Here is a 25,425-nt window from a genome sequence, read left to right as displayed (position 1 = left end):
GCACCCGGAACCCGTCGACGGAGGCGGTCGAACGGCAGCCCCTAGACGGTCTTCAGCGACAGCGCGGTCACCAGCACCGGCGTGACCAGTCCGACCTGCCAGGGTCGCGCCCCGCAGGCGGCGAGCGCCGCGCCCACGGACTCCGTGTCCGGTGTCGTCGGCGGCTCCCAGCACACGCGCCGCACGGTGTCCGGGGTGATCAGGTTCTCCTGCGGCATGTTCAGCTGCTCGGCCAGCGCCGATACGGCAGCCCGCGCGGCGGAGAGCCGGGCCGCGGCGGCCGGGTCCTTGTCGGCCCAGGCCCGCGGCGGGGGAGGTCCGGTCACCGGCTGTCCGGGCTGCGGCAGCTCGGTGTCCGGCAGCGCCTTCGCCCGGTCGACCGCGGCCTGCCACTGCTCCAGCTGGCGTCGGCCCATGCGGTGCCCGAAGCCGTTCAGGGCGGCCAGGGCGTGCATGGTGGCCGGCACGGCCAGCGCCGCCTCGACGATCGCCGCGTCCCCGAGCACCTTGCCCGGTGAGATGTCACGGCGCTGCGCGACGCGGTCGCGGGTCTCCCACAGCTCCCGGACGACGGCCATCTGCCGGCGGCGGCGCACCTTGTGCATCCCGGACGTACGGCGCCAGGGGTCCTTGCGCGGCGGGGCGGGCTCGGCCTGTGCGATCGCGTCGAACTCCTCCCGGGCCCATTCCAGCTTGCCCTGCCGGTCGAGTTCCTTCTCCAGGGCGTCGCGCAGGTCGACGAGGAGCTCCACATCGAGCGCGGCGTAGCGCAGCCAGGGCTCGGGCAGCGGGCGCGTCGACCAGTCGACGGCGGAGTGCCCCTTCTCCAGGACGAAGCCGAGGACGCTCTCGACCATCGCGCCGAGGCCCACCCGGGGGAACCCGGCCAGACGTCCGGCCAGCTCGGTGTCGAAGAGGCTGGTGGGGATCATGCCTATCTCGCGGAGACAGGGCAGGTCCTGGGTGGCGGCGTGCAGCACCCATTCGGCCCCGGAGATCGCCTCGCCGAGACCCGACAGGTCGGGACAGGCGACGGGGTCGATGAGGGCGCTGCCGGCGCCCTCGCGGCGCAGCTGCACCAGATAGGCGCGCTGGCCGTATCGGTACCCGGACGCGCGTTCGGCGTCGACGGCCACCGGGCCGGATCCGGCGGCGAACGCGGCGATCACCTCGGCGAGCGAGGCCTCGTCGGCGATCACGGGCGGAATGCCTTCTCGGGGCTCGAGCAAAGGGGTCGGCGCCGATTCGACGTCGTCCGGAGGGCCGCCTCCGGTGGTTCGCAGTGAGCTGTCTGCTGCGGTCTCTTGGGCGTCGGTCACCTGTCAAGAGTATCTGTGTATGGACAACGCCCGTCGACGGAACGTTCCGTCGACGGGCGTCTGATGGTCGTAAACCAGTCAGGTACGTGCAAGACCCGGTTCACGCGCGGGGGAAGCGGTGATGGGCGGAGGAGGGGAGAGGGGAGTGGCGAGGGGAGCTCGGGGTGGGGTCGGGGGAGGGGTCAGTGGATGATTCCGGTCCGCAGGGCCACCGCGACCATTCCGGCGCGGTCACCCGTGCCGAGCTTGCGGGCGATGCGGGCGAGGTGGCTCTTGACGGTGAGTGCGGACAGGCCCATGGAGACGCCGATGGCCTTGTTCGACTGGCCCTCCGCGACCAGTCGAAGGACCTCGACCTCTCGTCCGGACAGTTCGCGGTAGCCGCCCGGGTGGCTCGGGGCACCCGGGGGGCGGCGGTGCATACGGGCGGCGGCCGAGCCGATGGGCGCGGCGCCGGGCCGGGTGGGGAGCCCGACGTTCGTACGGGTGCCGGTGACGACGTAGCCCTTGACGCCGCCCGCGAGGGCGTTGCGCACGGCACCGATGTCGTCGGCGGCGGAGAGGGCGAGGCCGTTGGGCCAGCCGGCGGCCCGGGTTTCGGAAAGGAGGGTGAGGCCGGAACCGTCCGGCAGATGGACGTCGGCGACGCAGATGTCACGCGGGTTGCCGATTCGGGGACGAGCCTCCGCGACGGACGACGCCTCGATGACGTCGCGCACTCCGAGCGCCCACAGATGGCGGGTGACGGTGGAGCGGACCCGGGGGTCGGCCACGACCACCATGGCGGTCGGCTTGTTCGGGCGGTAGGCGACCAGGCTTGCGGGCTGCTCGAGGAGAACGGACACCAGGCCTCCTGGGGTGCGGGACGGGACCGGCTCTGGGGGGGGCGAGCCAGGACGAACCGTGCTTTCAAGGTCACAGACGTCTTCGGCACCAAACCCATCGACCTTTAGAGAATGATCACGATGTGGTGAGTAACAATCCGCGCAATTCGGACACGCGATCGATCATCCGAAGATCGAACCGAGCCGTTCCGCGTCGATACGCGGCCGAAAGTGGTCGTATCGACATTCGGCCGGTAAGGAAACGGAAAGGGCGCGCGCGTCGGCGCGCGCCCTTGTGGGGGTCAGCGGGACTGTGGTCCCCGGCGCTGCGGCAAGGTGACCACCGAGGCGTCACCCGGAGTCACCGGCGGCAGTCCGGCGATCTGGCACAGCAGGTCGCACCAGCCCGCGAGGTGCGCGGCCGTGTCGGGGACGCCGCCGAGTCCCTCCCGGGGTGTCCACGACGCGCGGATCTCGATCTGCGAGGCGGCCGGGCGCTCCGCGAGCCCGCCGAAATAGTGCGAGCTCGCGCGCGTGACGGTGCCGCTCGCCTCGCCGTACGAGAGACCACGGGCCTGGAGCGCGCCGGTCAGCCATGACCAGCAGACCTCGGGGAGCAGCGGGTCGGCGGCCATCTCCGGCTCCAGCTCCGCGCGGACCAGGGTCACCAGACGGAAGGAGCCCTGCCACGCGTCGTGCCCGGCCGGGTCGTGCAGCAGCACGAGGCGGCCGTCGGCCAGATCCTCGTCGTCGGCGACGACCGCGGCCTCCAGCGCGTACGAGTACGGGGCCAGGCGCTGAGGTGGTCGCGTCGGGTCGATCTCGATGTCCGGCCGCGGCCGGGCGGCCCTCAGCGCCTCGACGGCCGCCCGGAAGGGCCCCGGGGCCGTCTCCGCCGCATTCCTGTCCTCCTCCTTCTTCTCCTTCGCGTCGTCCATTCCGCCAGCGCCGTCCGACAGTCGTCCCTGAGCCGCAGCCATGCGGGGAAGATTAAGGGGAACGGAGCCCGCGCGCAGGGAGAGACACCCGTGCGTGGGACCCCTGTCCGGATCGTGCCGCGCGATCACCGCGCACGGGGTGGGCCGTCCGGAGGGCCGACGGGGGCGGCGGGCGGACCGGAGCCCGGGACGGGGGCGCCCGTGAGCCGTGGGAGACTTTCCGTCGTGAGCGCCAACCACAGCCCCGCCGGGCAGCAGCCGACAGCCACGTACGAGTCCGCCTTCCTCAAGGCGTGCAGGCGCGAGCCCGTGCCGCACACGCCCGTGTGGTTCATGCGGCAGGCCGGTCGCTCGCTGCCCGAGTACCTCAAGGTGCGCGAGGGCATTCCCATGCTGGAGTCCTGCACGCGGCCCGAGCTGGTCGCCGAGATCACCCTCCAGCCGGTGCGCCGGCACAACGTGGACGCGGCGATCTACTACAGCGACATCGTCGTCCCGCTGAAGGCCATCGGCGTCGACCTGGACATCAAGCCGGGCGTCGGCCCGGTCGTCCAGAACCCGATCCGCACCCGCGCCGACCTGGCCCAGCTGCGCGATCTGACCCCCGAGGACGTCTGGTACGTCACCGAGGCGATCGGGCTCCTGACGGCCGAACTCGGCGAGACCCCCCTCATCGGCTTCGCGGGCGCGCCTTTCACCCTCGCGAGTTACCTCGTGGAGGGCGGTCCGTCCAAGAACCACGAGCACACCAAGGCGCTCATGTACGGCGACCCGCAGCTGTGGGCCGACCTGCTCGACCGTCTCGCCGAGATCACCTCCGCCTTCCTCAAGGTGCAGATCGAGGCGGGCGCGAGCGCCGTCCAGCTCTTCGACTCCTGGGTCGGCGCCCTCGCCCCCGCGGACTACCGCCGCTCGGTGATGCCCGCGTCCACCAAGGTCTTCGACGCCGTCGCCTCGTACGGCGTGCCGCGCATCCACTTCGGCGTCGGCACCGGTGAACTGCTCGGCCTCATGGGGGAGGCGGGCGCGGACGTCGTCGGCGTCGACTGGCGCGTCCCGCTCGACGAGGCCGCCCGCCGCGTCGGCCCCGGCAAGGCGCTCCAGGGCAACCTCGACCCCGCCGTCCTCTTCTCCACCACCGAGGCCGTGGAGACCAAGACCCGCGAGGTGCTCGACGCCGCCGCCGGTCTGGAGGGCCATGTCTTCAACCTCGGCCACGGCGTCCCGCCGAGCATGAACCCGGACGCGCTGACCCGACTGGTGGAGTACGTCCACACGCAGACGGCCCGCTAGGGCCGACAGTTCACCAGCTGTGCCGCGCCTGTCTGCCGAACAGCAGGCGGCGCGGTTCCGGTGGTGGTGGGGTGCCGGGGCGCAGCGGCCAGGCCAGGAGCATGCCGGCCAGGAAGCCGACGACGTGCGCCGCGTAGGCCACGGTGCCCGCGGCGGGAACGGCGGCACCGGACGAGTACGCCGCCTGGAGAACGAACCAGAAGCCGAGCACGAGCCACGCGGGCAGCCGGAGCGGCAGGAACACCAGGAACGGCACGAGGACCCAGACCCTGGCCCTCGGATACAGCACCAGATAGGCCCCGAGGACCCCGGCGATCGCCCCCGACGCGCCGATCAGCGGGTCGCCCGAGCCGTCGTTCACCAGCGCGAAGCCGTACGCCGCCGCGAAACCGCAGGCCACGTAGAACAGCGTGAACCGCACATGTCCGAGCCGGTCCTCGATGTTGTTGCCGAAGATCAGCAGGAAGAGCATGTTGCCCAGCAGATGCAGCCAGCTCCCGTGCAGGAACATCGCCGTGAGCACCGACAGCGGCGGCGACTTGTCGTAGTCCGGCGGACCCAGCGCACAGCCCGACCCGTGCGGCCCGCCGCCGACTTCGCCGGTCGGCACCAGCCGGGGCATCCGATGATGGATCAGTTCCTGCGGCACGGCCGCGTAATGGTCCATGAACGCGTGCAGATGACACAGCTGCGACTGCGCGCTGTCCCCCGCCACCGACCCCGCGAGACCGGGCGTGTAGAGGAACACGAGCACGTTGGCGGCGATCAGCGCGTACGTCACATAGGGCGTGCGCCGCACCGGGTTCACGTCATGGACGGGAATGACCACGAGGAAGTACTGCCCCCGATGTGCGGGGTGAATCCGCGCTCCACCGGTCCGGGCGGGGAGTGCGGCCTGCCCGGCGGCCCATGCGGTTGCCCACCGAACACACTGAACACCTGTGCCCCTGCGGCCGTATGTCTCCTCAACCGCCCGCGCCGCGCCGAAGACGCGACGCGGGTACGACGACGCGACGACATGAAGACGTGAGGACACAGGCCATGAGCGACCGAGTTACTCCTCCGATGCATGCCCTGCCCGACGGCGAGGCGGAAATCGCCCTGGTGCTGCACCTCCCCTGGGAGGACGTCGCCGCGCTCGGCCAGGAGGCCGGACGGCTCGCGGCCCGGATGCAGCGGCCCGTGACCCTGGACGAGGCCGTCAGCCATCGCCTGCGGTCCTCCCGGTCGGCGGCACACGCGAAGCCCGCCCAGAGCCCGCCCGCGGTCACCGCGGCCGCCGGCTCGGTCTCCTCGCTGCCGCCCCGGCCGCCCGCTGAGCAGGCCCGGCAGACGATAGACCGGATCAACGGGACGGCCGGGCACGAGTCCGCCTAGCCGGCGCGCGGGTCGCCGAGCGCCGGCGGCCGGGCTCCGCATCCGCCCGGCAGGGCACCCGGCTTGCGCCCCCGCGTCCGTCATGAGCGCGGGCCGCGCACCCCCGTGCCCGTCACCGGTCGCCCTGGCGCACTTTCGCCACCGCTTTGCGGGCCGCCACCAGGACGGGGTCCCAGACCGGGGAGAAGGGCGGCGCGTAGCCGAGATCCAGCATCGTCATCTGTTCCACCGTCATGCCCGCGGTCAGTGCCACCGCCGCGATGTCCACGCGCTTCGCCGCGCCCTCCCGGCCGACGATCTGCACGCCGAGCAGCCGCCCCGTGCGGCGCTCCGCGAGCATCTTCACCGTCATGAGGGCGGCGCCCGGGTAGTAGCCCGCGCGGCTCGTCGACTCGATGGTGACGGTCTCGAACCGCAGGCCCGCCCGGTGCGCGTCCTTCTCGCGCAGTCCGGTGCGGGCGATCTCCAGATCGCAGACCTTGCTCACCGCGGTGCCGACGACACCGGGGAACGTGGCGTATCCGCCGGCCACGTTGGAGCCGATCACCTGCCCGTGCTTGTTCGCGTGGGTGCCCAGCGCGATGTGCCGCTCGCGCCCCGAGACCAGGTCGAGCACCTCGACGCAGTCGCCGCCCGCCCAGATGTTCTCGTGCCCGCGCACGCGCATCGCCAGGTCGGTGAGCAGCCCGCCGTGGTCGCCGAGCGGCAGCCCCGCCGCGCGGGCGAGCGTCGTCTCGGGGCGTACGCCGATGCCGAGGACCACCACGTCCGCCGGGTACGTGGCGTCGTCCGTGACGACCGCGCGGACCCGCCCGTCGTCTCCGGTGAGGAACTCGGACACCTCGGAGTCGTCGACCATGGTGATCCCGAGGCCCTCCATGGCGGTGTGCACCAGGCGGCCCATGTCCGGGTCGAGCGTGGACATGGGTTCCTTTCCCCGGTTGACGACCGTCACCTCGTACCCGCGGTTGATGAGCGCCTCGGCCATCTCCACGCCGATGTAGCCCGCGCCGACGACCACGGCACGGCGGCCCTCGGTCACCGCCAGCGTGTCGAGCAGGGCCTGCCCGTCGTCCAGGGTCTGCACGCCGTGCACGCCCGGCGCGTCGGCGCCCGGCAGATTCGGGCGGACCGGACGCGCACCGGTCGCGATCACGAGTTTGTCGTACGACGTCCACGCCTCGGCCCCGGTGCCGAGGTCCCGGGAGCGCACCCGGGCGCCCGCGATGTCGATCCCGGTGACCTCCGTACGCATCCGCAGGTCGATCGCGCGCTCACGGTGTTCCTCGGGGGTCCGCGCGATCAGCCGGTCGCGTTCGGGGACGTCGCCGCCCACCCAGTACGGGATGCCGCACGCCGAGTACGACGTGAAGTGGCCCCGCTCGAACGCCACGATCTCCAGCTCGGCAGGACCGCGCAGCCGGCGTGCCTGTGACGCGGCGGACATGCCCGCCGCGTCACCACCGATCACGACCAGCCGTTCCCGGGCCCCGCCCCGACCGCTCGTGCCATTCGTGCCGTCAGTACTGCCCGCGCCGTCCGTAACGCTGATGCTCATGCGAACACGCTACGGGGGCACGGCACTTCAGTCCTCCTCGCCACCTTCCGAGGACGTGCCGCGGGCGGGCGGTGCGGCCTTCGGCGTGGCCGTGCTCCTCGAAGCCGGGCCGGAAGCGGGGTCGGAAGCCGGGTCCGAAGCCGGGCGGGAGGCCGGAACCGGGGCCGCCGACGGACTCGCGGCGGGACCGCCGGACGCACCGGAAGCCACCGCCGGGGCCGGACCGGAGGCCACCGCCGGGGCCGGACTGCGGCGCAGCCGGGGGCTCACGCCGCGGAACCACACCAGGGCGATCAGGGCGAGGGCGGCCGCGAAGGGGAGCACCGCCCCGATCGCCAGGGCCAGCCACCGCACGACGGTGACCAGCACGTTCCAGCCGCCGGAGAGCGCGTCCAGGAAGCCCGGGTCCGCGTCCTTCTTCTCGGCCTTCTTCACCGGGGTCTCGGACAGCGAGAGCGTGATCGTGGCCAGGCTCGTACGGTCCTTCAGTGACGCCTGCTGGGCGAGCAGCGCCTCCAGGTCGGACTCCCGGCTGCTCAACTCCCCTTCCAGGGAGACCACATCACTGAGCCTGGTCGCCCGGTCCATCAGTTCGCGGACCCGGGCCACGCTCGCGCGCTGTGTCTTGACGCGGCTCTCCACGTCCACGACCTGGTCGGTGACGTCCTGGGCCTTGGCCGTCCGCTCGACGACCTTGCCGGCGCCCTCCAGATCGGCGAGCACCTGGTCGTACCGCTCGCTGGGCACCCGCAGGACGACGCGTGTGAGCTCGTGACCCCGCCCGTCGCGGGTGGTGGTCTCGTCGCCGACGTAACCGCCGGCGTTCTCGGCCGTGGCGCGGGCGTCGTCCAGAGCCTTGGGCACCTCCTTGACCACGACGATCAGCGAGGCGGTGCGGATGATGCTGTTCGCGGTCACCTTGGGCGGGGCGGCCTTGGAGCCGTTCGAGCCGTCACTCCCCGCGGCACCCGGCGCCGCCCTCTCGGCGCCGGCGCCGGCGTCGTTCGCGCTTCGTGCGTCCGGGGCGGCGGCCTTGCTGTCGCCGGCGCTTCCCGTCTCGGCGGCGCCGCAGCCCGTCAGTGCGAGCGCGGCGACGAGGAACATCCCGGCCAGGACCCGGACAGGGCGGGCGGGGCGGACGGGTGGTACCGGCGATCCGGATGAGGTGGACGGGACAGGTGACACGGGTCGTAGCGGATGTCCGGAGCTGCGTGTGTGCATGCGGGCCTACCCCCAGGGTGGTGACGACTGACGATTCTTCGACGCCGGACGGGTTCGGGACGTTGGCGGGATCCGGTCCCGATGCGGTCACGGTCCGGACTCGCGCGGGACACCGGACTCCCCGCCGGAGGCGCCGGTGCGGTTTGAGAAGGTGGAGTCATGCGCGAAGAGGACACCCGTACCCGTTCGGAACACGTCGTGGTCGTCGGCGGAGGGATCGCGGGGCTGGCCGCCGCCCACCGCCTGCTGGGGCGGGGCGCGCGCGTCACCGTCCTGGAGGCGTCGGACCGCCTCGGCGGCAAGCTGCTGTCCGGCGAGATCGCGGGCGCGCGCGTGGACCTCGGTGCCGAGTCGATGCTGGCGCGCCGCCCGGAGGCCGTGGACCTCGCCCGCGAGGCCGGACTCGGCGACCGCCTCCAGCCGCCCGCCACCGCGACGGCCTTCCTGTGGACCCGCGGAGCTCTGCGCCCCATGCCCAAGGGCCATGTCATGGGCGTTCCCGGCAGCGCGTCAGCCCTCGCGGGAGTCCTCTCCGAAGAGGGCCTGCGCCGTATCGAGCGCGACGCCGACCTGCCCCGCACGGAGGTGGGCGAGGACATCGCCGTCGGCGAGTACGTGGCGGCACGCCTCGGCCGTGAGGTCGTCGACCGCCTCGTCGAACCCCTCCTCGGCGGCGTGTACGCGGGCGACGCCTACCGGCTCTCCCTGCGCCTCGCCGTCCCCCAGCTCTACGCCGCGGCCCGCACGCACACCTCCCTCACCGAGGCCGTCCGCGAGATCCAGGCCAAGGCGGCCGCCGCCGGGCAGAGCGGCCCGGTGTTCATGGGAATCGACGGCGGAGTGGGCCGACTGCCGCTAGCCGTCGCCGAGTCGGTGACGGCCCGCGGAGGCGAGATCCTCACCCGGACGCCGGTGACCGAACTGCGCAGGACCGCGGCGGCCGGGCCCGGCACCGGTTCGGGGCCCGGCGCGGCCTGGCGCGTCGTCGCCGGAGACCGTGTCCTGCACGCCGACGCGGTCGTCCTCGCGCTGCCCGCCCCGGCCGCCGCCGCACTGCTGCGGGCCGAGGCCCCCGCCGCGGCGGCCGAGCTGGCAGCCGTGGAGTACGCGTCGATGGCCCTGGTGACCCTCGCCTACCGCAGCGACGGAATCACCCTCCCCGAAGGAAGCGGTTTTCTGGTGCCGCCGGTCGACGGCCGCACCATCAAGGCGTCCACCTTCGCCTCCCGGAAGTGGGGCTGGATCGCCGACCAGGACCCCGGTCTGCTGGTGCTGCGCACCTCCGTCGGGCGGTACGGCGAGACGGAGGTGCTCGGCCGGCCCGACGCCGACCTCGTCCAGGTGTCCCGGGACGATCTGCGCGCGGCGACCGGGCTGGACGCCGAGCCGGTGGCGACCCGGGTGACGCGCTGGGACGACGGGCTGCCCCAGTACCCCGTCGGCCACCACGCGCGCGTGGCCCGCGTCCGCGAGCACGTCGCCGCGCTGCCGGGCCTCGCGGTGTGCGGCGCGGCGTACGACGGGGTCGGCATCCCCGCCTGCATCGCGTCCGCGTACGCCGCCGTCGACCGGCTCGAAGGCGACGCCCGCGCCCTGGACGCGCTGCGCGCCGCCCCGGTGCAGAGCCTGCACGGCGGCGCGGGAGAATAGCCCCATGAGTGACGACGCCCCCACCACCGAGTCCGGCAGGGTCCCGAACAAGGGCAAGCTGGCCAAGGACCTCAACGAGACCATTCGCTACACCCTGTGGTCCGTCTTCCGGCTGAAGGACGTGCTGCCCGAGGACCGCGCCGGTTACGCCGACGAGGTCCAGGAGCTGTTCGACCAGCTCGCCGCGAAGGACGTCACCGTCCGCGGCACCTACGACGTGTCGGGGCTGCGCGCCGACGCCGACCTCATGATCTGGTGGCACGCCGAGACCAGCGACCAGCTCCAGGAGGCGTACAACCTCTTCCGGCGCACCCGCCTCGGCCGCGCCCTGGAGCCGGTCTGGTCGAACATGGCGCTGCACCGGCCCGCCGAGTTCAACCGCTCGCACATCCCGGCGTTCCTCGCCGACGAGACGCCGCGCGACTACGTCAGCGTCTACCCCTTCGTGCGCTCCTACGACTGGTACCTGCTGGCCGACGAGGACCGCCGCCGGATGCTCGCCGACCACGGCAAGATGGCCCGCGGCTACCCCGACGTGCGCGCGAACACGGTCGCCTCGTTCTCGCTCGGCGACTACGAGTGGATCCTCGCCTTCGAGGCCGACGAGCTCCACCGCATCGTCGACCTGATGCGCCACCTGCGTGCCTCCGAGGCCCGGATGCACGTCCGCGAAGAGGTCCCGTTCTACACCGGCCGCCGCAAGGACGTCGCCGAACTGGTCGCGGGCCTCGCCTGACCGTCCCGGCACAACGAGACGGGCGCCCCTCCTGGGGCGCCCGTCCTCACGTTTTCGGGATACCGGTCAGGGCGCCTTCCGGACGGACTTCGCGGTCCCGGAGCGCGTGGCGCCCTTCGACGGCACCGAGTCCTTCGCGGCCTTCGCCGGCTTCGTGCCCTTCGCCCCCTGGGTGCCCCGGGCGCGGTTGTCCGGTGCCTGCGGTGTCGGCTCCCGGTGCGGTGCGCACGCCGCGCTCCCGTCGGGGAGCCGGCCCTCCAGCAGGTAGGCGTCCAGATAGCCGTTGACGCACTTGTTGGGGCCGCCGGCGATCCCATGGGTACCGGCGCCGTTCTCGGTCACCAGCACCGAGCCCCACAGCCGCCGCTGCAACTCCTTGGCACCCTCGTACGGCGTGGCCGCGTCCCGCTCGGCGGCCAGGATCAGCGTCGGAGGCAGCTCCCCGGGCAGTGTCCGTACGTCGAGCGGCCTCTGCCGGGGCGCGGACCAGTACGCGCACGGCAGGTTCATCCACACGTTGTCCCAGGTCTCGAACGGAGCGACCCGCGCGAGACGGGTGTTGTCGTGGTCCCAGGTGCGCCAGTCGGTCGGCCAGGGCGCGTCGTTGCACTCCACGGCCGTGTAGACGGCGTTGCCGTTCTCCTGCTCGGCGGCCGCCTCCGGATGCGGTCCCGCCACCTGGATCAGCGGCTTCGGGTCACCCGACAGATAAGCGGACAGCGCCAGCGCGCGCTGCGGCCAGTAGTCGTCGTAGTATCCGGCCTGCAGGAACGTGCCCTGCAGCTGGGCGGGTCCCACCTTGCCGCCCGCGGGTGAGGCGGCCAGCCGCGCCCGCGCCTTCTCGTAGGAGCGCTGTACGTCCTCGGAGGTGCGGCCGAGCTTGTACACCTTGTCGTGCCGGGCCATCCACGCGCGGAAGTCCGCCCAGCGGACCTCGAACGCGGCCGACTGGTCGAGGTTGTTCTGATACCAGACCTTCTCGGGGGCGGGGTTCACCGCCGAGTCGAAGACCATCCGGCGTACGTGCGAGGGGAACAGCGTCGCGTACAGGGAGCCGAAGTACGTCCCGTACGAGGCTCCCATGAAGGTCAGCTTCCGCTCGCCGAGCGCGGCCCGCAGGACGTCCAGGTCACGGGCGTTGTTGAGCGAGGTGTAGTGGCGCAGGGCGGAGCCCGAGCGCCGGGCGCAGCCGCGGGCGTACGCCTTCGCCTCCGCGATCCGTGCCTTCTTGTACGACTCGGAGGGGACTGTCGGGGCCTCCAGGAGCGGCTTCGGCCGGTGCTTGGGGTCCCTGCAGGACAGCGGCGCCGACCGGTCGACGCCACGCGGGGCGTAGCCGACGAGGTCGTACGCGGCTCCGATCCGCTTCCACGCGGGCAGCATGCCGATCAGCGGAAAGTACATGCCGGAGGCGCCGGGACCGCCGGGGTTGTAGACGAGGGCGCCCTGGCGCGGCACCTTGTGCTTCGCGTTGTGCGGGTCCTTGCCGGTGGCCTTGACGCGGCTGACGGTCAGTCTGATCCGTTTGCCGTCGGGGAGGGCGTAGTCGAGGGGCACGGTGACCGTCCCGCACTGGAGGTTCGACGGCAGGTGCTCGACCTTCGCGCACGTGCCGAAGCGGATGCCCGCGGCCGCGGCGCGCTGGGCGGCGACGGCGGTGCCGCGCGCCTCCGCGGAGCCGGCCGGGCCGGGCCAGGCCGGTGCGCCGCCCGCCGGAGCGGCGATGAGGCCGGTCAGGAGCAAGGACCCTGCGGTTCCGTGGAGGACAGCAGCTCTCATCGCGAATCCCTTCAGCGCGCGGCAGCGACAAAAAGGATGCTTCGTTCGGCGGTTGGCGAAGTAAAGCACCGGCCGCCGGTGTCGGCGCCAATGACCCCGATGCGCCCCCTAGGGGCGCCTTTGAGCCCCCTAGGTCCTGGCCTGCCGTCGGCCCCCAGGGGTCTAGCCGGTCCCCTGCCGCCAGGTGCCGTGGCCGGTGCCGCGGTCCCGGTGCGACAGGGCCGCCCGCAGTTCCGGCTCGCCGATCGCGTGAATGCCGCGTACGGCCACGGAGGTGAGGTACGTACGGTCGTCGCCGTACGCGTCGGAATGCCGGTCCAGGGTGCCGAGCAGCCGCTGCCCGGCGGGGGAGGCCCAGCGGGTGCAGGGGTGTGCCTCGATCCGGGCGATGGCGAGACAGCTCACCGTCAGAATGAGCGGGAGCATGAACCAGACGGCCACCGGAACCTCGCTCCCGGGGGTCTGGGCCGGCAGCAGCAGGGCGGCGGCGGCCAGCGCGAGGACCGCGGCCGCGGCGGCCTGGACCTGGCGGACGCCCTCCGCGACGGTGGTACGGGCGCCGTCGGGGACCGCGAGGCCGGCCGCGACCAGGTGGTCCGCGAGACGGCGTACCGAATCGGCGGCGGCGGTGGCCGCCCGTACCGGCGCTATCCGGGACTGCCCCTCCGGGCCGATGGCTCCGATGACCGAGCGCTCCATGTCGTCGCGCCCGTGCGGATCCACCACCGTCGCCCAGCCGGTGTGCGCGAGCAGCAGCCGATGCTGCCGGGCCATCGACACCAGGGTCAGGTCGGCCACCCGGGCCGGGCCGCCGGACAGGAACGCCGCCTCGTACAGCGTGAGGCCGTGCTCGCGCGGGGCGTCCGCGTCGAGCGTCGCGGCGTGGACGGCGGCCAGGCACAGCCGGGTGCAGGAAGTACCCGCCGCCGCCCAGGCCAGGAGCAGGAGAAGGACCCAGAACATGGCGTTTTTCTATGCGAAGGACCGGGCGGGCGCCACGCCCTATTCACTATGTGGGACGGAGCCGTTGTGGGTATGTGACGTTCCGTCTGCCGGGCGTCACGGGGCGGCCGAGGCTGTGCGGCCACACACCCTCAGGAACTTGACGTCGGGTTGGGGCGTGCGGCGGCCGGTGGGAGCGGGTAGCCCGACGACGGGGCCACCGGGACGGGCGACGACGGGGAGCGGACCGGGCCGGGCGGCGCGGGGGAGTCGGTGAGCGGCGGCGGGCTCGCGGTCGCCGCGTCCTCGGCGAGCGCGTCGAAGTCGACGTAACCGGTCGCTTCCAGGACCTTGATGTGGTCGAGCACGGTGGTGTTCGCGTCGTCGGCGAGATCGCGTACCAGCGAGTTGCGGGTGTTCGCGCGGACCTGGGCCACCACGGCGAAGACCTTGCCGTGCGCCTTGCGCAGGATGTTCGCGAAGTCCTGGTCGTACTGCGTGCCGTGCGCCGCGTTCAACGTGTCCAGCCACTGACGCTGTTGCGGATTGGGCTGGTTGGGCAGTTCCAGGCTGAGCCGCGCGGCTACGCTGCGGACACGCGCGTCCAGGAACGTGTGCCCCTCGATGAGGTGTTCGCCGGCCGTCCGTACGGCCGGGGTGGTCCCGCGCTCCTGGGCCTGCCGGCCCGCGGGCAGCTCCCAGAGCCCGGCCAGCCGGACCCTGGTGACGAACTCCCGGTCCAGGGCCGACAGCGGACCGAACGGAGTCGGCACGGTCTGCGCGTTCAGGGTGTCCAGGCCGGTGCCGGCACGGTCCGCGTACGACCAGATCGGAAAGGCCAGCGCGACCAGGGTCGCCAGCAGGGCGGCGATGATGAGCCCTGTTCCACTGACCAGTCCGGTGCGGTTGTCGGATCGCATGGGTGCCTCCTGTCGCGGCACCGCACGCTAATGCGCTTCGGGTGCGGGTTGGCATGCTACTGCGGGCGCTACGCCAACTGCCGTACGGGAAGAATCGATTGAGCGGAGGGTGGAAGGCGCTGGTTGCGGTGGTTCGGGCGTACGCCATACCGTCCTGAAACGGTGGACACCGGACGCACACATCACCTTCACAAGGGGTGGTGTTACTCCGGGCACACTCTGCGGATGCGGCGTGCCGGGGTGTCCGGTCAAGGCGGCGCGCCGAGACCGGCGCGTCGGTGGGGACCCGGTCGGCGCGCTTGTTCAGCGGCCCAGCAGTGCCCTGCGGGTGGCTCGGGCCAGCCGGGCCGCGGGACGCCCCGACAGCGGGGCCGGACCCGATCGCTCCAGCCACCAGCCGCGCAGCCGCCGTGTCTGCGCGCCCTCCGGGAGTCCCGCGAGCAGAAGATGTCCGGCGAAGTCCAGGGCATCGCGCCGGTACCCGCCGGTCATCGGATGTCTCTGCGCGTACGCGAGGAACGCCGGCCGGTAGCCGTCCGCGAGGATCTCCGGCAGCTCCGGAGCCACCTTCGCCACGACGTCCGCCCGCTTGGCGGCGAGGGCGCGTGCCTGCACGCCGAGCCGGACGCGGTCGAAGCCCTCGGGTACGGGGGTCCCCGCGACGAGCGCGGACAACAGGGCGGCCTGCGCCAGCGCGAGCCGCTGCCGGGCGGCGCCTTCGGTGTCGGTATCGGCGCCGGATCCCGTGCCGAGGCCCGCGCCGACCGAAGTGCCGGGCCCGGCTTCGGTGCCTCCCGGTGTCCGGGATGCCGCCGGGGTGGTGGTGGGGGTCACGGCAGGGGTGACCGCGGGGGTGACCCGCGCGGCGACCGCCAGGGTGACCGCGGGGGCGGGGGTGGCCGGAGAGGTGTCCGCGGGGGTGTCCCTCTTGCGCGTCGGCGCCGTCCCTGTCGCCGCTTTCGCGTGTACCGCCACCTCGGCGCCCGCCGAGGAAGCGACCGGGCCGCCCACCGGGACGGCCGCGCCCCGATCGGCCGCTCCGGTCGTGGCCCGCGCCCTCTCCAGCGTGCCCCGGATCGCGGTCAGCTCCCGCTCCAGTTCGGCCGGTTCGGGGAAGTTCTCGTCCCGTTCGAGGAGGACTCCCGGCGGGGTCACCCGGGACGCGAGGTCGGCGAGGATGTCGAGAACGGGCCGGGGGACGGGGTGGGCGTGGCTGTCGTGCCACACGCCGTCACGTTCGAAGCCGCCGGCGACGTGGACGTAGGCGATGGCCTCGACGGGCAGTTCGTCGAGCGCCTTGGCGGGGTCCTCACCACGGTTGACATGGTTCGTGTGGAGGTTGGCCACATCGATGAGCAGCCGGACGCCGGTGCGGTCGACCAGGTCGTAGAGGAACTGTCCCTCGGTCATCTCCTCGCCGGGCCAGGAGATCAGCGCGGCGATGTTCTCCACCGCGAGGGGGACGGGCAGCGCGGCCTGAGCCGCGCGGACGTTCGCGCACAGGACGTCCAGCGAGTCCCGGGTGCGCGGAACGGGCAGCAGGTGTCCGGCTTCCAGCAGCGGTGACGCGGTGAGCGGGCCGCCCGCCCGGACGAACGCGATGTGCTCCGTGACGAGCGGAGAACCCAGCGCCTCGGCGCGTTCGGCGAGCGCGACGAGCCGGGACTCGTCGGGCCGGTCGGCGCCGCCGAGGCCCAGCGAGACCCCGTGCGGCACCACCGTGACACCCCGCTCGCGCAGCCGCAGCAACGACTCGGGGACATGGCCGGGGCACACGTTCTCCGCCACGGCCTCGACCCAGTCGATGCCGGGCATGCGCTCCACGGCCTCGGCGATCTCCGGCCGCCACCCGATTCCGGTACCCAGTCGCCTCGGCTCCCGCATGTCCCCTCCTCCATTACGGCCTCGACCGGGCCTGCTTGCGTGTCGTTCCCCCACGACGGCCCGTGTTCCGGCGTGACGGAGTCATGGCCCCGGGAGCGTGGGCCGAACCCACCGGGGCGGACGTTCAGAGCAACATTTGAGGTTCCGTGCCCGCTACCGGAGCACGTTGTCCGGGTCCGAAGGCTCCGGCCTGGCGGTGTTCACCTCGCCCGGCGGCAGCGCCGACGGGCTCGACGAGACGTCGACGCCGTCGCCCGGCCGGACGGGCGGAGCGGAGGAGACCGGCGCGCCGATGACCGGCGGCGGGGGGCCGGTGGGGCTGGCGGTCGACGCGGCGGCCGTGTCGTTGGCGATGGCGTCGAAGTCGACCTCTCCGGTCTTCTCCAGCACGGTGATGTGGTCGAGCACGGTCAGGTTGGCGTCGCTGGCCAGCTGCCGCACCAGCGTGTTGCGGGTGCTGTTCCGTACGGCACCGATCGCCGGAAAGATCTTGCCGTGCGCGGCGCGCAGCAGATTCGCGAACTTCTTCTCGTACTCCTTGCCCGTCGCGGCGCTCAACTCCTGCAGCCATCCCTGCTGTTGGGCGTTGGGCTGGTTCGGCAGATCGACGTTGAGCTGGGTCGCGATGATCCGCACCCGCTTGTCGAGGTCGGTGTGCCCGACGATCAGATGGTCGCCCGCCTTCTTGATGGCCTTGGTGGGCGCGCGCTGGATGGCCTGCTGTCCGGCGGGCAGTTCCCACAGTCCGGCCAGCCGGACCCGGACGATCAGATCGCGGTCCGAGGCGGACAGCGGCCCCCAGCGGGTGTTCACCGTCCCGGCGGCGAGGTTGGCCTGGCCCGTGCCCGAGCGGTCTGCGTACGACCACACGGGGAACGCGAGCGCTCCGAGGGTGGTGGCGAGCGCCACGATGACGAGGGCGCTGCCGTTGATGCGCGGCAAAGGTGCCTCCCGGGGCAGATCGATTGATCATTGGATACCAACTCTTGGCCAGCGCTTGGTGGTACGTATGGGGAGGCTGTGCCGTTCAATCTGTGCGGCCGGGTCCGCGGCGGCTAGCGTGCCGACGGCCATGCGTCCGGGTCGCGGCCCAGCAGTCGCAGTGCCTCGGTCAGGGGATCCGACCCGGAGGGCACCTCCAGCGCGGGCGCGAACGCGAAGCCGGGCCCTCTGCCCGCGGGGTCCGCCGGGACGCGGCGGGCGACTGCCGCCGCCGCTTCGAGGGCGGAGCCGGGTAGTTCGAGTCCGATGCCGAGAGACACGGCCGCGTCCCACGCGTGCACCACGTAGTCGATGAAGTGAAAACCCACGGCGACGCGACCGGGGAAGGAGCTCCCGAGTTCCGGCAGGTCGAACTCCCGCTCCGTGACGCCCGGTTCGGCGAAGGCGGCGAGCACCGTCTGTACCGCCGATCGATACGCCTGCCCGGGGTCGCTTCGGTATGCCGCGGGCTCCCGCCAGTGCGCGGCCACCCGGCCCGCGCCGCGTGCCGCCGCCGCGAACCCGTGGTGCTGCGCGGTCATGTGCGCCGCCAACCGCCGCAGTGTCCACCCGGCGCAGGGTGTGTTCCGGTCCCAGTCGGCCGACCGCGCAATGGCGAGAACCCTGAGCGATTCCTGTACGGCGATCCGGTCGAGTTCGACGATGTCCGCTCCGCTGATGGTCATGGGTGATGCCCTCCTGGCCGTCCGCTGTCGAGGTACCGCGCGGCCGGGGCCCGCCTCGGGGCGCCTCGGCCCGGTTCCGGTCGCCCTGAGCATAAAACTGAGCGAACGGTCGTGCTACTTGTTTTCGCGGCGGAACGTCGCCGAATCACGCCGAACCTCGCCGAACCTCATGGGGGTGCCGTCGCGTCAGTCCTCTTGCGGATCAGGAGAGTTCGGCTACCCGGGCCGGATCGGTCGCCGCCGCGCGCAGCCGCGAGGCGATCGCGACTCCGGCTCTGCGGTAGGCGGCCGTTTCGTCGTGCAGGACGGAGAGCGCGTTGGCCGTCTCCATCAACGCGACGAGCTCGAAAGCGAGTTGGGCGGCATCCGTATCGGACCGGAGTTCGCCGAGGTCGCGGGCCTCGACGACGGTGTGCTCGACGTGGTCCGCCCAGGCCCGCTGGGCCCGGGCCACCGCGTCGTGGACGGGGCCGGGCCGGGCGTCGAACTCGGCGACGACCTCGTAGAAGAAGCAGCCTCCGGGGAAGACCCGGCTCCGCGAGTACTCCAGCCAGAGTTCGCACAGCCGTCGGACGCGGGCGACGCCGGCCGGGGTCTGGGCTGCGGGCCGGTTCACCCGCTCGACGTGGATGCGCGAGGCCTCGCGCACGGTGGCCAGTTGCAGCTCCTGCTTGGACCCGAAGAGGGCGAAGACGCCGCTCTTGCTGAGCCCGAGCTCGGTGGCGAGGCGTCCGACGGACAGCGCCTCGAGTCCTTCGACCGAGGCGATGTCGACCGTGCGGCGGAGGACCGACTGCCGCGTGCGGTTGCCGCGTTCGACCCTGCCGTCCAGCCGGGTGCCGGTCATCCGGACCTCCCACCTTCACGTTTGTGGGCCAAGCGTAGCCCGACGGGCGCGGGGGCCCGCCGGGCCGGGTCAGGCGGCGAAGAGCAGGCCGGCGCTGACGAGGACGAGTGCGGCGGTGGCGAAGTGGATACCGAAGGCGACGGCCTTCGTCCCGCCGTGGCGCAGCACTATCAGGGTGTCGCCGAGCGGTACCAGGGCCACGGTCAGCATGAACCAGGCCGCGGCGGTGGCTCCGGCGAAGGCCAGCAGGGCCAGGCCCATGACGCCGAGGACCGCGTCACGCAGCCCCTTGATCTCCAGGTAGGCGGCGTCGCCGTCCGGCTTGGCCGGGACGCCGTAACCGGTGGCGGCCGCCCGCGGCTGGACCAGGAACCGCGCACCGATGAACAGGACGAGGAGGTCGAGCACGATGGCCAGGCCGTAGGCCGTGGGAGTGAGCATGTCGGATCTCCTTGCTAGCGGCGCTATGGACAAGAGCGAAGATAGCATAGCGCCGACATGAATTCTAGCGACGCTAGAATCGTGGTCATGTCGATCCGGACGCGCCGAGAGCGCGAGCAGCCGATCGTGACGGCCGTCCGCGAACTGGCTGAAAACGAGGGCTGGGACGCGGTGACCGCGCGACGGCCGGCCGCCGAGACCGAGTACAGCCAGCCGATGCTCTACAGCCACGTCAAGGGCAAGGACGCCATCATGGCGGCGGTCGCGGTGCGGGGTTTCGCCGAACTGGCGCAGGAGCTGCGCGCCGCGCGCGGCGGTGGCCGACCCCGGTGACGCCCTGGCCGCCGTGGGCGCGGCCTGCACCGACTCCCGTGAGCGCAGGCCCGCGCTGTACGACGCGATGTTCACGCACATCCTTCGACCTGCCGTTCGCGACCCCCGAGGCGCCACCCGCCCTGCGCGAGGCCTTCGGTGAACTGCGGGAGGTGATCCTGCCGCTCGCCGGGGACGACCGGGCATCCTCGCCGAGACCTTCCGGGGCGGCCTGCGCGGCCTTGTCACGCTCATGCGCAACGGGCGCCTGCCCCGCGCGGGGCACGACCGGCGGCTGTCCCTGCTGATCGGCCATTTCGCGCCACCCCGCTGAACGAAGGGGCGGGCCGACGGGCGGATCCGCCCCGCGTCCTTCGTTCGGGGACTGGTGAGGCCAACTTCCATTTCCCTAATATGTGTTGTCGGTCGTGCCAGTCGGGTTGGCGCGGCACGGATCTGGGGGAACGATGCAGCCTGGCGAGCAGCTGTCCACGTCGATCGATGCCACGGTGCCCACGGCCGCGCGCATGTACGACCACTACCTGGGCGGCAAGGACAACTACGCCGCCGACCGGGCGGCCTGCGAAGAGCTGGACAAGGTCGTGCCCAGCACGCGCGCGCTGGCGCTGAACAACCGGCGCTTCCTCCAGCGGGTGGTCAGGACTCTGGCGGACGGATACGGAATCAGGCAGTTCCTCGACCACGGATCCGGCCTGCCCACCCAGAACAATGTGCACCAGGTCGCCCAGTCGGTCGACGAGGCCTCCCGGGTGGTGTACGTCGACGTCGACCCGATGGTGCTGGTGCACGGCCGGGCCCTGCTGGACCAGAACGACCGTACGGCCGTGATCCACGCCGACCTGCGGGAGACCGAGGCGATATTCGCCCACCCCGACACCCAGCGGCTGATCGACCTCTCGGAGCCGGTGGCCGTGCTGTTCAACTCGGTGTTCCACTGCATCCCGGACAGTGACACCGACGGCCCTCTCGCCGTGATCGGCCGCGTCGCCGAGCGGCTGGCGCCCGGCAGTTTCATGGTGATGTGCCAGTTGGTCAGCGAGGACCCGGAGGTCCGGAAGTTCGTCACCGAATTCATGGACACCGCGACACAGGGCCACTGGGGTCGCGTGCGCCAGGAGAAGGATGTCGCGGAGTTCTTCGACGGCATGGACATCCTCGAACCCGGACTGGTCGAGGTGTCCACCTGGCGGCCGGACACCGACGTCGTGCCGCGCCAACTCACCCAGGAGTGGATCGAGTTCGGCGGGGTCGGCCGCATCCGCTAGAGCGGCGCCGGGAGGCCGGGTGACCCGCGCGCGCCTCACCGGCGCGACGCGGTGCCGCCCCGTCAGTGCGAAGCGCTGTAGCGCTGGTCCACCGTGTCGCGCAGCAGCGCCAGGGACGCGCGCGGGCTGAGGGCCTCGTCGGCGAGGCGGTCCAGTACCACCCGGTACTCCTCCGTCTCGTCGCGGTCCTCCAGGAAGTTCGCGCTCCTTATGTGCTCCAGATAGACGATGTCGGGCAGTTCGACGCCGCCGAAGCGCAGATAGGTGACGGGGATGGCGGGTGCCGAGGCGTTCGTGACGTCCAACGGCACGATCTGCACGATCACATGCGGACGCTGAGCCATCTCGATGAGGTGCTCCAGCTGAGCGCGCATCACCTCGCGGCTGCCCAGGACGCGGAGCAGGACGGACTCGTCGACAACGGCCCACAGATGAGGGGCGTCGGTCCGGTTCAGCAGCTCCCGTCGGCGCATCCGCAGCTCCACCCGGCGCTGCACCTCGCCGGCCGGCGCCGTCGGCAGACCGCGTTCCACCACGGCCCGGGTGTAGTCGGGAGTCTGCAACAGGCCCGGAACGTACTGGATCTCGAAGGTACGGATGGTGGTGGCCGCCTCCTGGAGCCCGACCAGCCGGTCGAACCACTCGGGCATCAACCGCTTGTCGTAGCGCTGCCACCATCCCGGCTCACCGGCGCGCTGCAGAAGTCTGAGCAGGACCGACGCCTCGTAGTCATCGGTCCCGTACAGCTCGAGCAGCGCGCGGACGTCGCCCTCCGTGGGAGGTCGGCGACCCTTGCCCGCCTCTATGCGCGACAGCTTCGCCGCGCTGAACCCCAGGGACCGCGCCGCCTGTTCCTGGGAGAGGCCCGCGTCCTCGCGGGCGCCCGCCAGCTGAACGCCGACCAACATCTTGAGCAGGGTGGGGGCGGGTTCCGCCCGGCTCAGATACGGTTCGAGGCGGGAGACGCGGGGTGACTCGACGGACATCCTGACTCCCAGTCGACCGGCAGAAGACAGCCAAAATTATCGCACCGCGCCCGACTCTGCCGCATGGGGAGACAGAAGTGGACAACTATCCTTCCACTTCAACGGAGTTCGAAGCGCCGGAGACCATTTCAGAGCAGGTGGTCGAACTCCCCGTCTTTCGCGCCGGCCAGGAACGCGGCCACTTCCGCCGGGGTGTAGACGAGGGCCGGACCGTCGGGGTCGCGGGAGTTGCGTACCGCGATACCTCCGTCGCCCAGAGCGGCCACCTCGACGCAGTTGCCCTCGGCATTGCTGTGCCTGCTCTTGATCCAGCGGGCCCCCAGCGAGCTCGCCCGCACTCCGTTCGGCACTGATGGCACCAACGCACTCTCCTTGCTGACGTTCCACCACGTGTGCGCCCGCCCGGTCGCGGGCGCCGGCCGGACCTCACGCGGCCCCTGCCTCTCTCCGTCTTCATGCAATTTCTCGTGCAATTGCACGAAGACGCTGTCAGCGTGGATAATAGCCGTGGCGTCAACCTCGTTACCAGCGGCGTGTACTGACGTCGTATCAAGGGCTCCCGAGGGAGCGTGATCGTCCGGGACGGGCTGGGCCCACCCGCGCACCTGACACTGTCCGACGCCTTCGGAGGGAGCGGAAATGGCAACACCACTCAGGAACCTGGAACGCGTGTCGTGGGACGAGATCAAGGACTCCAAGGGGTCGGCGGAGGCCATCCCGGTCCTGCTCAACACCGTTGCCTGGGGTAATGCGGCAACGGCCAGGGCCGCACTCCAGGACCTGCGGGAACGAATCTGCCAGTACGGATTCGTCGTGGAGCAGGCGACGGCCGCGACCGTCCCCTTCCTCTGGGAACTCGCCGAACTTCCCCAGGTCACCTGCCGTGTGCAGATAATCCAGCTCCTGAAGGACATCGCGGACGCCCGGCAGTGGGAGCGCACGGCCGCCGCCTATCCCAAACTCCTCAACCGCCGCGAGAACTGGGTGGGCTGGGAGCGCGAAGCCCGCCAGGCCGTACGCGCCCACCGCGGTACCCTCCAGCACCTGCTCGCCGAGCCGGACACCGAACTCGTCCGGGTCACCACGGAGCTCGCCTCCACCCTGGCCGACTGACGTTCCGGACTCAGGGGCCGGGCGCCGGACGTCAGGGGTCGGGCGCCACGTCAACCGCACCCCGGCGTACGCCTGGAGCCGAGGAGAGCGCTCGGTGTCCGGGCCTCGGTCGGCCCGCGGTCAGCCCGTCGGGTGCGGTGCGCGTTCCGGCAGGGCGCCGACTCGGTCGTGGCCCTCGACGGCGACAGTCAGTCCGGGCGCGATCTCCGTGAACCCCGCGTCACGGACCAACGGCAGCCCGGAAGTGGTGAGTTCACGCCAGCGGGCCGGATCCGCGGTGCGCACGGAGAGGGCGAATCCCGCATCGCGCCAGGCGACCCGCTCCTTCTCCGACAGCTCCCACCAGGCCAGTTGGGCGCCATGGCCGGTCTGCGCCATCGTCTTGCCGGCCGACATGTCCAGCTCCGGGTTGAGCCACAGCACGGGCGCCGCCGGATCGGCCGGTGCCGGCGGCTCCGGATCGTCGAGGTCCGTACCGGACACCTGGAGCCGCGCCAGGTCCTTGGGCCAGCCGTCCAGCGGCACCGGCGGGAAGACCCGTACCTCGGCGGACCCGCCGGTCACCGTGATGCCGGGCAGCGCCTCGGCCCGCCGCCACTCGGCTCCGCGCGCCCGCCGTACGACCTTGCGGATCCGGGCGTCCTGCCAGTCCCGCATCGCCTGAGCCCACTCGCCGTCCCCGAGTGAACGCTCATCGCTCAGAATGGTCAGCACGGCCCGCGCCGCGGTCTCCAGCGCGTCGGTGCGCGGCGGGGGAGCGGCCTTCTCGATGTGCACGACCAGCGGCAGCACGAACTGCCGTTCCTTGTCGCGCACGGTGGGTTCGGTACGGAACGGGCTGTCGTCGGGGGTGGTCGGGTCGCTGCTCACGCCCACCAGTCTGCCAGGCGGAAGATCCCTTCCGAACGGACGGTCCGTGTCTCGAGGCGGCCCGCCCCGGCCGTTCACGCCGGTCCGCCCGGCTGTCCGACCCCTGATCCGCGACCGCCGCCCCGCCCCATACCGGTCAGCCCGAACACGCGGTGCGCTGTGCCTCCTGCCAAGTGCAGACGGGGCACAGCGTGATCCCCTTGTGTGACTCCGGGTACTCGGTGGGCTCACGGCACAGTACGCACTCCGCGTACGGCGGCCCGGCTTCCCCCGCCGCGTCGGGGGCCTGGAGGGGCTCCCCGGCCGGCCCGTCCGCGCCGATCGCGCAGTAGTCGTCACTCATGCCGCCAGTTTACGAGCGGCGGGTGGCCGGGGAGTACGAGGAGCGGAGGGCCGGGGAGTACGACCGGGCGGAGAGCCGGATTACGAGGTACCGGTCAGCCGGGGGATCTCAGTGCCGCCCGTCCGCGGCGCCGATCAGCTCGGACACCTTCACGAACCGGAAGCCCCTGTGGCGCAGTTCGGGAATGATCGTCCGCAGCGCCCGTTCGGTCGCGGGTGCCGCGCTGCGTGTGCAGTGCATGACGACGACGGACCCGGACCGCACTCCGTCGAGGACTTGTTGTGCCACGGCGTCCGCGTCCGTCGCGAAGGCGTCCCCGCTCACCACGTCCCACTGCACGGCGGTGACCCCGGCCGCGCTCAACGCCCGCAGCGACCGCTGGTCGTAACACCCGCCGGGGAAACGGAAGTAGGGCATCGCGTCCCGTACCCCCGCCTTCCGGAAAGCGGCGTACGCCCGCTCCACGTCCGCGCGCATCCTGTCCTCGGGCATGGTCGGCAGCCCGTAGCAGTCGTCCGTGAAGGCGTAGTGGCTGTACGAGTGGTTGGCGATCTCGAACAGCGGGTCCTGTCCGATGCCCTTGGCCTCCCGGGGGTACTCGTCGGCCCACCGGCCGGTCATGAAGACAGTCGCGGGCACCTTGAACTTCCGTAGCGTCGCGATCAGCTGCGGATTGTCGAAACGTTCGCCGGCCGCCGCCCGCTCCCCCTGGTCGGCCGTCATGTCCGCGTCGAACGTCAGCGCGACGGTCTTGTTCCGCGCGCGTGGCCCGTTCTTGAAGACGGGGGTCAGTCCGGCGGGACCGGGCGCGAGTGTGGGCGGTTGCGAGGGCGTCGCGCTGATCGCGGCGCTGGTGGTGGCAGGCGCGTGGTGTCCCGGGTGGCCGGCATCCCGACTCGCCGGGCCGCCGCACGCGGCGAGTGCGGCACCGAGGGCTCCCGCGGCGCAGGTCACGGCGATGCCCCGTACAGAGAGAATCATCGTGCGACGATATGCAAATAAGTGTGATTATTCGGTCATCATGGAGGGCGTGCCGCTCGTGCGCCGCCCGGATGCGGCCCCGAGTCACCCGCCTGGGGCTCTGCCCGGGGCCGCTCTCCGCGCGGCCGGTCGCGTCGG

At 72.1% G+C, this 25,425-nt stretch carries 25 protein-coding genes and 1 pseudogene; 7 read left to right on the top strand and 19 right to left on the bottom strand.

Annotated features, from left to right (window positions below; genetic code table 11):
* Positions 1-41: 41 nt before the first annotated feature.
* The 3 genes from N4G66_RS14065 to N4G66_RS14055 form a co-directional block, all read right to left on the bottom strand.
* Complete coding sequence (locus N4G66_RS14065; protein ID WP_261704411.1) at positions 42-1,319, bottom strand: ribonuclease D; 1,278 nt, start codon at positions 1,317-1,319, stop codon at positions 42-44.
* 182 nt (positions 1,320-1,501) lie between these two features.
* Complete coding sequence (locus tag N4G66_RS14060) at positions 1,502-2,164, bottom strand: response regulator transcription factor (protein WP_019073943.1); 663 nt, start codon at positions 2,162-2,164, stop codon at positions 1,502-1,504.
* 281 nt (positions 2,165-2,445) lie between these two features.
* A complete protein-coding gene (locus tag N4G66_RS14055; RefSeq protein ID WP_261704410.1) occupies positions 2,446-3,123 on the bottom strand; it encodes a DUF3000 domain-containing protein in 678 nt (225 codons plus the stop codon).
* A 183-nt stretch (positions 3,124-3,306) separates the two neighbouring features.
* On the opposite strand from N4G66_RS14055, the gene hemE reads away from it, so the two are divergent.
* Positions 3,307-4,374 carry a uroporphyrinogen decarboxylase gene (gene hemE, locus N4G66_RS14050; RefSeq protein ID WP_261704409.1) on the top strand — a complete coding sequence of 356 codons (1,068 nt, stop codon included), beginning with the start codon at positions 3,307-3,309 and terminating at the stop codon, positions 4,372-4,374.
* A gap of 10 nt (positions 4,375-4,384) precedes the next feature.
* On the opposite strand, the gene N4G66_RS14045 is transcribed toward hemE, so the two are convergent.
* A complete protein-coding gene (locus N4G66_RS14045) occupies positions 4,385-5,203 on the bottom strand; it encodes a rhomboid family intramembrane serine protease (protein ID WP_261704408.1) in 819 nt (272 codons plus the stop codon).
* A gap of 212 nt (positions 5,204-5,415) precedes the next feature.
* Between N4G66_RS14045 and N4G66_RS14040 the strand changes: the two genes are divergently transcribed.
* Positions 5,416-5,751, top strand: coding sequence for a hypothetical protein (locus N4G66_RS14040; RefSeq protein WP_261704407.1), 336 nt, complete (start codon positions 5,416-5,418; stop codon positions 5,749-5,751).
* A gap of 112 nt (positions 5,752-5,863) precedes the next feature.
* Here N4G66_RS14040 and N4G66_RS14035 read toward each other — a convergent pair whose 3' ends face one another.
* Positions 5,864-7,303, bottom strand: a complete 1,440-nt coding sequence (locus N4G66_RS14035) for an FAD-dependent oxidoreductase (RefSeq protein WP_261704461.1) — start codon at positions 7,301-7,303, stop codon at positions 5,864-5,866.
* A gap of 33 nt (positions 7,304-7,336) precedes the next feature.
* Positions 7,337-8,413, bottom strand: coding sequence for a DUF4349 domain-containing protein (locus N4G66_RS14030; protein ID WP_261704460.1), 1,077 nt, complete (start codon positions 8,411-8,413; stop codon positions 7,337-7,339).
* Positions 8,414-8,689: 276 nt separating this feature from the next.
* On the opposite strand from N4G66_RS14030, the gene hemG reads away from it, so the two are divergent.
* Together hemG and hemQ are read left to right on the top strand one after the other, a co-directional pair.
* Complete coding sequence (gene hemG / locus N4G66_RS14025) at positions 8,690-10,180, top strand: protoporphyrinogen oxidase (RefSeq protein WP_261704406.1); 1,491 nt, start codon at positions 8,690-8,692, stop codon at positions 10,178-10,180.
* 4 nt (positions 10,181-10,184) lie between these two features.
* Complete coding sequence (gene hemQ / locus N4G66_RS14020; protein WP_261704405.1) at positions 10,185-10,916, top strand: hydrogen peroxide-dependent heme synthase; 732 nt, start codon at positions 10,185-10,187, stop codon at positions 10,914-10,916.
* A 66-nt stretch (positions 10,917-10,982) separates the two neighbouring features.
* On the opposite strand, the gene N4G66_RS14015 is transcribed toward hemQ, so the two are convergent.
* From N4G66_RS14015 to N4G66_RS13980, 8 genes are all read right to left on the bottom strand, one after another.
* Positions 10,983-12,695: an alpha/beta hydrolase gene (locus tag N4G66_RS14015; RefSeq protein WP_261704404.1), complete on the bottom strand. Its 1,713-nt coding sequence runs from the start codon at positions 12,693-12,695 to the stop codon at positions 10,983-10,985.
* Between the two features lie 162 nt (positions 12,696-12,857).
* Positions 12,858-13,658, bottom strand: a complete 801-nt coding sequence (locus tag N4G66_RS14010; RefSeq protein WP_261704403.1) for a TIGR04222 domain-containing membrane protein — start codon at positions 13,656-13,658, stop codon at positions 12,858-12,860.
* A 131-nt stretch (positions 13,659-13,789) separates the two neighbouring features.
* The gene (locus N4G66_RS14005) at positions 13,790-14,557 is read right to left on the bottom strand and encodes a DUF4142 domain-containing protein (protein WP_261704402.1); all 768 of its coding nucleotides are present in this window, start codon (positions 14,555-14,557) and stop codon (positions 13,790-13,792) included.
* Between the two features lie 303 nt (positions 14,558-14,860).
* Complete coding sequence (locus N4G66_RS14000) at positions 14,861-16,441, bottom strand: DUF692 domain-containing protein (RefSeq protein WP_261704401.1); 1,581 nt, start codon at positions 16,439-16,441, stop codon at positions 14,861-14,863.
* 153 nt (positions 16,442-16,594) lie between these two features.
* Positions 16,595-17,383, bottom strand: a complete 789-nt coding sequence (locus tag N4G66_RS13995) for a DUF4142 domain-containing protein (protein ID WP_261704400.1) — start codon at positions 17,381-17,383, stop codon at positions 16,595-16,597.
* 113 nt (positions 17,384-17,496) lie between these two features.
* Positions 17,497-18,108, bottom strand: coding sequence for a TIGR03086 family metal-binding protein (locus N4G66_RS13990; protein ID WP_261704399.1), 612 nt, complete (start codon positions 18,106-18,108; stop codon positions 17,497-17,499).
* A 202-nt stretch (positions 18,109-18,310) separates the two neighbouring features.
* Positions 18,311-18,955, bottom strand: a complete 645-nt coding sequence (locus N4G66_RS13985; protein ID WP_261704398.1) for a TetR/AcrR family transcriptional regulator — start codon at positions 18,953-18,955, stop codon at positions 18,311-18,313.
* A 69-nt stretch (positions 18,956-19,024) separates the two neighbouring features.
* The gene (locus N4G66_RS13980; protein WP_261704397.1) at positions 19,025-19,396 is read right to left on the bottom strand and encodes a DUF4267 domain-containing protein; all 372 of its coding nucleotides are present in this window, start codon (positions 19,394-19,396) and stop codon (positions 19,025-19,027) included.
* An 87-nt stretch (positions 19,397-19,483) separates the two neighbouring features.
* Here N4G66_RS13980 and N4G66_RS13975 point away from each other — a divergent pair.
* Together N4G66_RS13975 and N4G66_RS13970 are read left to right on the top strand one after the other, a co-directional pair.
* A pseudogene (locus N4G66_RS13975) lies at positions 19,484-20,042 on the top strand (TetR/AcrR family transcriptional regulator).
* A 133-nt stretch (positions 20,043-20,175) separates the two neighbouring features.
* The gene (locus N4G66_RS13970) at positions 20,176-20,994 is read left to right on the top strand and encodes an SAM-dependent methyltransferase (protein ID WP_261704396.1); all 819 of its coding nucleotides are present in this window, start codon (positions 20,176-20,178) and stop codon (positions 20,992-20,994) included.
* 62 nt (positions 20,995-21,056) lie between these two features.
* Here the strand turns inward: N4G66_RS13970 and N4G66_RS13965 are convergent, their stop codons facing one another.
* On the bottom strand, positions 21,057-21,980 hold the full coding sequence (locus N4G66_RS13965) for a helix-turn-helix domain-containing protein (RefSeq protein WP_261704395.1): 924 nt from the start codon (positions 21,978-21,980) through the stop codon (positions 21,057-21,059).
* Positions 21,981-22,108: 128 nt separating this feature from the next.
* Positions 22,109-22,339 carry a DUF397 domain-containing protein gene (locus tag N4G66_RS13960; protein WP_261704394.1) on the bottom strand — a complete coding sequence of 77 codons (231 nt, stop codon included), beginning with the start codon at positions 22,337-22,339 and terminating at the stop codon, positions 22,109-22,111.
* A 280-nt stretch (positions 22,340-22,619) separates the two neighbouring features.
* Here N4G66_RS13960 and N4G66_RS13955 point away from each other — a divergent pair, with 280 nt between their 5' ends.
* Positions 22,620-23,093 (top strand): hypothetical protein, encoded by a 474-nt coding sequence (locus N4G66_RS13955; RefSeq protein WP_261704393.1) that lies wholly within the window; start codon positions 22,620-22,622, stop codon positions 23,091-23,093.
* 120 nt (positions 23,094-23,213) lie between these two features.
* Here N4G66_RS13955 and N4G66_RS13950 read toward each other — a convergent pair whose 3' ends face one another.
* From N4G66_RS13950 to N4G66_RS13940, 3 genes are all read right to left on the bottom strand, one after another.
* Positions 23,214-23,963, bottom strand: coding sequence for a peptidyl-tRNA hydrolase (locus N4G66_RS13950; protein ID WP_261704392.1), 750 nt, complete (start codon positions 23,961-23,963; stop codon positions 23,214-23,216).
* A 136-nt stretch (positions 23,964-24,099) separates the two neighbouring features.
* On the bottom strand, positions 24,100-24,306 hold the full coding sequence (locus N4G66_RS13945) for a hypothetical protein (RefSeq protein WP_261704391.1): 207 nt from the start codon (positions 24,304-24,306) through the stop codon (positions 24,100-24,102).
* Positions 24,307-24,414: 108 nt separating this feature from the next.
* Positions 24,415-25,287: a polysaccharide deacetylase family protein gene (locus N4G66_RS13940; RefSeq protein WP_261704390.1), complete on the bottom strand. Its 873-nt coding sequence runs from the start codon at positions 25,285-25,287 to the stop codon at positions 24,415-24,417.
* Positions 25,288-25,425 lie beyond the last annotated feature (138 nt).

The organism is Streptomyces rhizosphaerihabitans, assembly GCF_025399795.1.
Taxonomy (GTDB): Bacteria; Actinomycetota; Actinomycetes; order Streptomycetales; family Streptomycetaceae; genus Streptomyces; species Streptomyces rhizosphaerihabitans.
The sequence above is the reverse complement of the archived record's forward strand: the minus strand, read 5'-3'. Positions and strand labels throughout refer to the sequence as shown.